Genomic DNA, 207 nt, shown 5'->3' with positions numbered 1-207 from the left:
CGTTTTTCTTTTTCCTGCTCAGTTTTATTTTTAGCAAAAAGCAGTCCCACTTTAAAGCCAGGTGCTTTTGATTCAATATAGTCGCTTGCGAGTTCTCTCATTTTAAATGGAGTTAGATTGGCATTTTTCAAAATGCTCTCGACTTCAGTAGATACTTCTTCTTCTAACTGCTTGGCTCCATTTTCAATGAAGTGATTTTTCGCTTCC

1 protein-coding gene is annotated in these 207 nt (G+C 36.7%); it reads right to left on the bottom strand.

Features of this window, described 5'->3' with window-relative positions; all coding sequences use genetic code 11:
• The coding region (locus tag ACM615_RS23980) for a hypothetical protein (protein WP_431012641.1) at positions 1–207 on the bottom strand (207 nt) is incomplete at both ends.

This window comes from Rahnella sp. PAMC25617 (genome assembly GCF_050606005.1).
Lineage (GTDB): Bacteria > Pseudomonadota > Gammaproteobacteria > Enterobacterales > Enterobacteriaceae > Rahnella > Rahnella variigena.
The sequence above is the reverse complement of the archived record's forward strand: the minus strand, read 5'-3'. Positions and strand labels throughout refer to the sequence as shown.